Origin of the sequence: Streptomyces sp. NPDC058964, assembly GCF_042741275.1 — a bacterium.
Taxonomy (GTDB): domain Bacteria; phylum Actinomycetota; class Actinomycetes; order Streptomycetales; family Streptomycetaceae; genus Streptomyces.
The window spans coordinates 1-8,635 of sequence record NZ_JBHYKH010000390.1 but is presented as its reverse complement, the minus strand read 5'-3'; the positions used below and the strand labels follow the sequence as shown (position 1 = coordinate 8,635).

Annotated in this window: 7 protein-coding genes and 1 pseudogene; 6 read left to right on the top strand and 2 right to left on the bottom strand. The window is 71.1% G+C overall.

From position 1 onward, the window contains the following. On the top strand, positions 1 to 74 hold a 74-nt coding region (locus tag ACFW2E_RS34255), incomplete at its 5' end, for a zinc finger domain-containing protein (protein ID WP_384472052.1). 109 nt (positions 75 to 183) lie between these two features. Here ACFW2E_RS34255 and ACFW2E_RS34250 read toward each other — a convergent pair. Beyond that, positions 184 to 1,437 carry a GNAT family N-acetyltransferase gene (locus ACFW2E_RS34250; protein ID WP_384472043.1) on the bottom strand — a complete coding sequence of 418 codons (1,254 nt, stop codon included), beginning with the start codon at positions 1,435 to 1,437 and terminating at the stop codon, positions 184 to 186. A 151-nt stretch (positions 1,438 to 1,588) separates the two neighbouring features. Between ACFW2E_RS34250 and ACFW2E_RS34245 the strand changes: the two genes are divergently transcribed. Together ACFW2E_RS34245 and ACFW2E_RS34240 are read left to right on the top strand one after the other, a co-directional pair. Further along, complete coding sequence (locus ACFW2E_RS34245; RefSeq protein ID WP_384472040.1) at positions 1,589 to 2,758, top strand: PP2C family protein-serine/threonine phosphatase; 1,170 nt, start codon at positions 1,589 to 1,591, stop codon at positions 2,756 to 2,758. 47 nt (positions 2,759 to 2,805) lie between these two features. Then, on the top strand, positions 2,806 to 3,285 hold the full coding sequence (locus ACFW2E_RS34240) for an HD domain-containing protein (RefSeq protein WP_384472049.1): 480 nt from the start codon (positions 2,806 to 2,808) through the stop codon (positions 3,283 to 3,285). On the opposite strand, the gene ACFW2E_RS34235 is transcribed toward ACFW2E_RS34240, so the two are convergent. Further along, a complete protein-coding gene (locus ACFW2E_RS34235) occupies positions 3,275 to 4,450 on the bottom strand; it encodes an acyltransferase family protein (RefSeq protein ID WP_384472037.1) in 1,176 nt (391 codons plus the stop codon). The two genes, ACFW2E_RS34240 and ACFW2E_RS34235, sit on opposite strands and share 11 nt — an antisense overlap. A gap of 439 nt (positions 4,451 to 4,889) precedes the next feature. Here ACFW2E_RS34235 and ACFW2E_RS34230 point away from each other — a divergent pair, with 439 nt between their 5' ends. From ACFW2E_RS34230 to tig, 3 genes and pseudogenes are all read left to right on the top strand, one after another. Continuing rightward, positions 4,890 to 5,084: a hypothetical protein gene (locus ACFW2E_RS34230; protein WP_016435177.1), complete on the top strand. Its 195-nt coding sequence runs from the start codon at positions 4,890 to 4,892 to the stop codon at positions 5,082 to 5,084. A 67-nt stretch (positions 5,085 to 5,151) separates the two neighbouring features. Then, positions 5,152 to 6,984 (top strand): annotated as a pseudogene (locus ACFW2E_RS34225) (protein kinase); the annotation flags it as partial. A 237-nt stretch (positions 6,985 to 7,221) separates the two neighbouring features. Next, the coding region (tig, locus tag ACFW2E_RS34220) for a trigger factor (protein WP_384472046.1) at positions 7,222 to 8,635 on the top strand (1,414 nt) is incomplete at its 3' end.

Below are 8,635 nucleotides of genomic sequence, written 5' to 3'. Positions count from 1 at the left end.
GCGGCGGAGAGATCCGCACCGCCGGCCTCGCCGCTCGCAACCTCTTCTGGTGCCCGGCCTGCCAGAAACGGTGACCGGCCGCCGTACGGCATGACGGCCGCCGCCCGGCTTGACCTCCGCCGGCCAGGCCCCGTCGCCACATCCCCGTCTGCCCGGGGGACGGCGGGGATGCGGCGACCGGACCTAGAACCCGTGCGGCAGCCAGGGCGCCACCGGCGACCCGAAGGCCACGGACGCCTCCGCCAGCGCCCCCGGCCGCAGCTCACGCACCCGCCCGGCCGCCGCCAGCGACACCAGCGAGACACCGCCCAGGTACGCGGTTCCCAGCTCCCGTACGGACAGGGCGAGGTCGGCCGCGTCCTCGGTGCGTTGGCAGGACGCCCCCTTCGTGTCCCCGGTCAGCCGCCAACGCCCGGCGTTCCAGGGGCAGAAGGAGTCCTCGACCTCGAACACCACGGCGACCGGCGTCTGGTAGGTCCGGGCCTCCAGCGCGGCGCCGACGTCCACCAGCCGCACGTGCAGCGAGTCCCGTACCAGCAGCCGGCAGCGCCGGATGTCGGAGACCATGTACTGCCAAGGCTCGTCAACCGGCCGCCGCCGCGCGTCGATCGTCGAGGTCAGGTCGAGGTCGAACAGGAACCGCCACACCGCGGCGTGCGCGGCCGGGTCCACCGCCTCCAGGTCCTCCAGCACCACCGTGCCCTTGGGGCCGGCCGCCTCCCACTCGGGCCTGACCCGGAAGCGCGCGTACCCCACGACCTCGTCGTCCCGCTCGGCCAGCACGCACTGCAGGGGCGACGCCCCGTTCCGCTCGCTCTGCGGGTCGAGCAGTCCCATCCGCTCCCAGCCGGGCTGCCGCACCAGCATCCCGGGCCGCAGCGGCACCCGCCGGGCGTAGAGCGCCTCGCACACGTCGAGGACATCGGCCGGGGCGGCGTACCGCAGCCGTACGTCGTCGGTGCCGGGCGGCACCGACAGCCGTACCCGGGACGTGTCGATCTCGGCGTTCACGTGGCAGGTGGCCACGCCGTACCCGAACCGGCCGTAGATGACCGGCTCGGACGCGGTCAGCACCGCGAGCGGCCACCCCCAGGCCCGCACGTCGTCCAGCTGCCGCCGCATCATCGAGGTGAGCACGCCACGTCGCCGGTGCGTGGCTGCCACGCTCACCATCGTGACGCCCGCGGCCGGCACCGGCGCGCCGCCCGGCACCGTCATCCGGAAGCCGAACGCCCCGGCCGTGCCCACGAGCTCGTCCCCGTCCCAGGCACCGATCGACCGGTCGGTCTCGGTGACGGAGTACCACAGCTGCCGTTCCTCGGCCGGCTCCGGGACCCCGCCGAAGGCACGGATCAGGTGGTCGTACCAGGAGTCCAGCTCTTCCCGGCGCACCACACGCAGCTCGGTCGCACGGTTCCTCGCAAGGTCAGTCCCCATGAGCCATGCGTACCAGGGCAATGCGGGACGAGCGAGCGATTTTCTCCCGCGCGGCCGTGGTGGCGGGCTTCCGTGAAGTTGGGCCTCGGACGGGGGATAAGTCGGACCTCGCGTGCCAAGCGGCAGGTCCGATGGATAGGGTCCCGAACTAATGGCAGCAGGAGGAGAGCGGCGCGCGAAGGCCGAGACGTTCACGGCCCGGTGGAGGATGCAGTGGCACCGGGTCCGTGTCGGCGTGCGCAGAAGTGCCGTGGACTACTTCCGCGGTGACGGCTCCGACTGGATCGCGCTGGCCGGGCTGCTGATGACCATCCCGGTGCTCGCTGCCATGACGCTCGGCAACTCGGTGTGGTGCTCGCCGGCCACGCTGGTGCTGCCGATCGTCGCGGGCGGACTGCTGCTGCGTCCGGCCAGCCTGCTCGGCCTGTACGCGGCGGCGGCGACCGCGCTGATCGTGGAGTCGGTACGGCTCGGGCCGTACACGGAAGGGCCGTCCCGGGTCACCCCGGGCGTGGTCCTCGTGGTCGCCGCCTGTGGCTTCTTCGGGCTGCTCACCGCCCAGTTCCGCAGCCGGGTCGGGGTGCCCTGGCGGCGCGGCGGCACGATGCTGTTCGACCTGCGCGAGCGGATCCGGGTGCAGAGCAAGCTGCCGAAGCTGCCGCACGGCTGGCACCGGGAGATGGCGCTGCGGCCCGCGGGCGGCCAGTCCTTCTCGGGCGACTTCGTGGTCGCGGCCCGTACGAACGGCGGCCGCACCATGGAGGTCGTCCTCACGGACGTGTCCGGCAAGGGCATGGACGCGGCGTCGCGGGCGCTGCTGCTGTCGGGGGCCTTCGGCGGCCTGCTGGGTTCGCTGGCCCCGCACGCCTTCCTGCCGGCGGCCAACGGCTATCTCCTCCGGCAGGACTGGGACGAGGGCTTCGCGACCTCGATCCACCTGGTCCTGGACCTCGACTCCGGGGACTACGAGCTCTACTCGGCCGGACACCCGCCGGGACTCCAGCTCAGCGCCGGCAGCGGCCGCTGGGAGGAGAAGGCGGCCGAGGGACCGCTGCTCGGTGTGTACGACGGCGCGCAGTTCGACCCCGTGAAGGGATCGCTGCGCCCCGGTGATGTGCTGATGCTGTTCACGGACGGTCTGGTGGAAACCTCGGACCGGGACATCGTCGAGGGCATAGACCGCCTGACGGGCGAGGCCGACCGGTATGTCGCGGGAGGCTTCCACGGGGCTGCCTGGCACCTGATCGAGGCGGTGGCCAAGGACGTCAACGACGACCGGGCGCTGCTGCTGATCTGCCGGGAGGCGGCGGCGGCGCGCTGACCGCCGCGCGGCACAGGGACACTGGGGGAGTGACCGAGACGCATCGCATGCTCACCCTGACCGAGGTCGAGGCCGTCGCGCGCGCCGCCCACGAGGGGCAGACGGACAAGGCGGGACGGCCGTACGCCGAACACCTGCGGGCCGTGGCGGACGGCGTGCGCGCCCGCGGCGGCGACGACGAACAGGTCGCCGCGGGCTGGCTGCACGACTCCGTCGAGGACGACGCGCTGTCGCGGGAGTGGCTGAGCGGGGCGGCGCTGAGCCGGCGCACCAAGGACATCGTGCTGGCCGTCACCAAGCGGGCGGGGGAGGACCCCGAGGCGTACGCGCGGCGCATCCTGGAGACGCCCGGCGCGCTGCTGGTGAAGGAGGCCGATCTGGCCCACAATGCGGACCCGGAGCGGCTCGCGGTCCTCGACGCGCCCGTCCGCAGACGGCTGACCGAGAAGTACGTGCGGATGCGGGCACTTCTCGGTCTGACGGACGGCGGTCCGGAGGGACCGGCCGTGACTGCGGCTACGCGCTGACCTTCTCGCGGACGGGTTCCTGCCGCCGCTCACGGGCCACTTCGGCCGCGTCACGCTTGAACGCCCACTCCATCTTCGGCTCCATGGCGAACCGGAACACCCGGCGCACCGGAGTGGTGCACAACAGGGTGACGACGGCGGCCGCGGCCACGGTCACCGCGATCTCGCCGAGCGGGCGGTGCAGCGAGGCGTGGTCGAACCAGCCCTGGTAGTCGGCGTACTTCACGAGGAAGCCGTGCAGCAGGTAGCCGCACAGGGTGCCCGCGCCCAGGCTGGTGAACCACATCTTCCGGCGCGGCACCCAGGCGAAGAAGCAGGCGGTGAGCACCAGCGAGCAGACGAGCAGCCCCAGGACCATGAGCGGGCCGCACCACCAGGGCGCGCCGAACTCCTGGGCGGAATCCCGGTGGTAGACCCATCCGGTGTTCATCCGCGGAACGCTCCACCAGCCGACCAGCACCGCGGCCGCGAACACCGGCACGGACGCGACGCGCACCCAGCCGCGGCGCACCAGCTGGAAGTGGTGCGGCTTCATGGACAGGCCCAGCACGAAGTAGGGCAGGAACTGCAGGACGCGCTGGAGGTCCAGGTCGTTGCCTATGTTCGGGCTGACCGACGCCACCATGGCGATGCCGACCGCCAGCGGGAGCGGCCAGCGGATCAGTCTCCACACGGGGGTGGTGAGCCGCCAGATGAACAGGGCGCACAGGAACCAGGTCAGGTACCAGGGATCGAGGAGGCTGATCTCCTGGTCGGGGGAGTGGTCGACGAACCGCTTGAAGAGCGGGTAGGCGGTCTCGAAGACGATGTACGGCACGGCGACGCCGGTGATGAGCCGCTTCAGCCGGTCCGGACGCATGTCGAAGCTGCGCGAGAAGAAGCCGGAGATGATGATGAACGCCGGCATGTGGAAGGTGTACACGACGGTGTACAGGCCCTCCAGGATGCGGCTGTCGCTCTTCAGCGGCTCCCAGGAATGCCCGATCGCGACGAGCACGATCGCCAGGTACTTGGCGTTGTCGAAGAACGCGTCGCGCTGTTTGCCCGGTCTGTCCCGTTTCTGTGTACCCATCGGGGTGCGCGGACTCGGCACTCCGTCCGCCGGTGACTGTGCTGGGGGGAGTGGCCTTCGGGGCTGGCCGGGGGGCGAGGCGGCGTCAAACATCTGAGGCACCCTAGCGTTGTCTGTGGGATTCCGTAAAACCCCCGATGTGAATCCTGGATATGGGGATCCGGATGCCCCGGATTTGCAGAACTTGACATCGCTGTCCATGTGATGGTGGGCACATCACAGGTCGCCGTTCACCCTTGATGTCCAGATTCATCCTGAAGAATTGGTGCATAACGTCGTCTCTGTGGCAACAATTCGAATTACCTGCGCACGAGGTGTGTGGGTAGCGAAACGATCCCCCGGCAATTCCCTGTGCCTGCTGCGCCGGTGTGACTCGAAATACTGTGCGAGAAGCCGCTCCGGGGTGGGGCCACTACCGACGATGCGTCACGGGCCGCATACGGTGGCCGGGTTGGTGGCACGATGGTTCTGGCGGGGGTGCGGGGATGTACCCCCGGGCCGGGAGAGCGGACCGACCGAGGGTGTGATCAGTGTGGCCATTTCACTGTCCGTGGTGCTGCTGTTGGCGATCATCCTTGTGGTACTCATCCGAGGGGGGAGCATCAAGGCCGGTCCCGCCATCGTCGCGGTGCTGTTCGGGTTCTTCCTCGCCTCGACCGGCATGGCGCCGTCCATCAACCGGTTCCTCAACTCGATAGCCGAGACGATCAACTCGATCAGCTTCTGACCGGCGGCCGGGCGGCCTCCGGCGGACGGCACGGCGGAACAACACAACAACGGGGGGGACGTACGGCATGGCGCTGCGCGACTCGGATCCGGCCGAAGTGGGCGGCTACCGGATCGAGGACCGCCTCGGCAGCGGCGGCATGGGCGTGGTCTACCTGGCCCGCTCCGCCTCCGGGCGCCGGCTCGCCGTCAAGGTCGTCCACGGCCAGTACGCCGACGACGACGAGTTCCGCACCCGCTTCAGCCGCGAGGTCGCCGCCGCCCGTCAGGTCAGCGGTGCCTTCACCGCACCCGTGGTGGACGCGGACGCCGACGCGCCGCGCCCCTGGATGGCCACGCTCTACATTCCGGGCGAGGACCTCGGCACCCACGTACGCCGGCACGGCCCCCTGCCCCCGGACCGGCTCCGCGAACTCGCCGCCGGCCTCGCCGAGGCCCTGCGTGACATCCACCGCGCCGGCGTCGTCCACCGCGACCTGAAACCGGCGAACGTGATGCTCGCCGAGGACGGGCCCCGGGTCATCGACTTCGGCATCTCCCGTGCCGCCGACTTCGCCGGGAGCGACGTGCTCACCCAGACGGGCCGCGTGATGGGCACCCCGCCCTTCATGTCGCCCGAACAGTTCTCCTCGCCGCACGACGTGGGCCCGGCCGCCGACATCTTCTCCCTCGGCGCCGTCCTGGTGTACGCCGCCACCCGGCACGGCCCGTTCGACAGCCCGAGCCCGTGGGAGACGGCCACGAAGGTCGTCGAGGGCGAACCCGACCTCACCGGCGTTCCGGACGGCCTGCTCCCCTTCGTCCGCCTCTGTCTGGAAAAGCACCCCAAGTCGCGGCCGACCCCCGCCGAGCTCCTGCACCTGCTCCGCGAGGGGAGGCTGCCCGAACCGGGACCGGATCCCGTCGAGCGGGACACCGGGCCGGTGCGCCCCCGCCGCCGGCGCCGGGGGCTCTGGCTGGCCTCGATCGCGGGCACCCTGGTGCTCGCCCTCACCGGCTCCGTGGCGGCCCTGCGGCTGACCGGGGGCACGGGCGCGCCCGCGTCCGCCGCCCTGCCCCCGGGGTGGCGCAGCTGGCAGGCCCACGAGACCGACAAGGAGACCAGCGCGGGTGCCGCGTTCCCGTCCTGCACGGCGCTCGACGGCGGGCTGATCTGCGCCGGTGACGGCCTGAAGGCCGTCCGCTTCTCGCTCGCCACGGGCAAGGTCGAGTGGAGCCGTCCGACGGCGGACCATCCCGACCCGAACGGCAGCGGCGGCAGCATCCCGGCCGACGGGGTGCTCGGCGAGCACGGCCACGACGTCTACGCCGTGGCCGAGACCGAGGCCCGCTCGGCACAGACTCCCTCCTACGCCCTCCAGGCCATCGACGCCCGGACCGGGAGGGTCCGCTGGAGCACCTCCCTCGGGGAGACGGCGCCCTCCACGGCGGACGGCTCGGCCGCGATCACCCCCGACGGACCGCTCGTCGTCCGCGCGGACGGCCGGTCGTACTCCCTGCTCGACCCCGCCACCGGCCGGCCCCGCTGGAAGCGCGCCATGCCCGCCCTGCACACCATGGCCGCCGGGAACACCTGCGAGATCCGCGCCGCGGCGGGCCACGCGTACCTGCTCTGCGCCGGCTTGCGAGGAAAGCGCACCACGGTCGCCCAGGTCGATCCCGCGCACGGCACCGTCCGCTGGTCCGCCACGCTGGAGGGCGCCCTCACGCTGGCCGGCCGGGCCGGCGCCGGCCTCGTCCTCCTGCCCTCCTCGGCCGCCTCCGACGGGCCCGACGTCTCCGCGGCCACCGCCTACCGGCGGATCACCCTGCTCGACGTCACCGACCGCTCACCGCACATCGTCCCCCTGGCCCGGACCGTCTCGGCCGACGCCACCCCGACCCTGCTCGGCGGCACCCTCTACTTCACCCTCAACAGCGGCGAGATCCGGGCCGTGGACCCGGCCACCGGCCGAGACGTTTCGTCGGCCACGCCCGATGATCGCCTTTTGGGGCGTTCAGCTGCTGCGGTTACTATGCAAGCTGCGCGCCCGTGTGTCCCGGCCCACTCGGCCTACGAACTCCTCCGGGCGGCGAAGTCCGCCGGACCTGTCTGGCTCCGGCGAAAACCAAGAAGTCAGCCACAAGGAGACCGAACCGTGAAGAGCGCCGTGGAGACCCTGAACCCGACCCGGGTTCGGCTCACTGTCGAGGTGCCCTTCGAGGAGCTCAAGGACAGCCTCGACGCGGCGTACAAGAAGATCAACCAGCAGGTCACGGTGAAGGGCTTCCGCAAGGGCAAGATCCCGGCCCGCGTCATCGACCAGCGGTTCGGCCGTGGCGCCGTGCTGGAGGAGGCCGTCAACGACGCGCTCCCGAAGTTCTACACCGAGGCGGTCAACGAGGCCGAGCTCAGCCCGCTGGGCCAGCCCGAGGTCGACATCACCGAGCTGAAGGACGGCGAGACGCTGAACTTCACCGCCGAGGTCGACATCCGCCCGGCCCTGGAGATCCCGGACTACTCCGGCATCGAGGTCGAGGTCGACGCCGTCGAGGTGACCGACGAGGACGTCGAGAAGTCGGTCGAGCAGCTGCGTGAGCGCTTCGCCTCCACCTCCCCGGTCGAGCGCGCCGCCGAGGACGGCGACGTCGTCACGATCGACCTGCAGGCCAAGGTCGAGGGCGAGGTCCTGGAGGACGGTGTCGCCGAGGGCGTCTCCTACACCATCGGCTCCGGCGAGCTCCTCGACGGCATCGACGACGCCGTGAAGGGCCTGGAGGCCGGTGGCGAGGCCACCTTCGCCTCCGAGCTCAAGGGCGGCTCGGCCGCCGGCAAGGAGGCCGAGGTCACCGTCAAGGTCACCCAGGTCGCCGCCCGTGAACTGCCCGAGCTGGACGACGAGTTCGCGCAGCTCGCCTCCGAGTTCGACACCCTCGAGGAGCTGAAGGCCGACAGCCGCAAGCGCCTGGAGAACATGAAGCAGTACGACCAGGCCACGCAGGCCCAGGAGCGCGTCCTGGACAAGCTGCTCGAGCTGGTCGAGGTCCCGGTCCCCGAGAAGCTGCTCGAGGACGAGATCAACACCCGCAAGCACAACCTCGAGCACCACCAGCTCGGCCAGATGGGCCTGACCCTCGACAAGTACCTGGAGATCCAGGGCAAGTCCGCCGAGGAGTTCGAGACCGAGACCCGCGAGGCCGCGGTCAAGGGCATCAAGACGCAGTTCGTCCTCGACGAGCTGGTCAAGACGGAGAAGCTCAACGTCAACCAGGAGGAGCTCACCGAGCACCTCATGCGCCGTGCCGCCTCCTCCGGCATGTCCCCCGACCAGTTCGCCCAGGCCGTCGTCGAGGGTGGCCAGGTGCCGCTCCTCGTCGGTGAGGTCGCCCGGGGCAAGGCCCTGGCCGTCGTGGTCGAGGCCGCCACGGTGAAGGACACCAACGGCGAGATCGTCGACCTGGACGACGAGGACGAGGTCGAGGCCGCCACGGAGACGGTCGAGGCCGTCGAGGGCGCCGCCGAGACCGGGCTCTTTTACACAAATCCGAGCCCCCCAGACATGGAACAAACTC

Excerpts from the sequence above, each read along its gene's own strand:
- ACFW2E_RS34250 (WP_384472043.1), bottom strand. The coding sequence starts at position 1,437 with ATGGGGACTGACCTTGCGAGGAACCGTGCGACCGAGCTGCGTGTGGTG.
- ACFW2E_RS34245 (WP_384472040.1), top strand. The coding sequence starts at position 1,589 with ATGGCAGCAGGAGGAGAGCGGCGCGCGAAGGCCGAGACGTTCACGGCC.
- ACFW2E_RS34240 (WP_384472049.1), top strand. The coding sequence starts at position 2,806 with ATGCTCACCCTGACCGAGGTCGAGGCCGTCGCGCGCGCCGCCCACGAG.
- ACFW2E_RS34235 (WP_384472037.1), bottom strand. The coding sequence starts at position 4,450 with ATGTTTGACGCCGCCTCGCCCCCCGGCCAGCCCCGAAGGCCACTCCCC.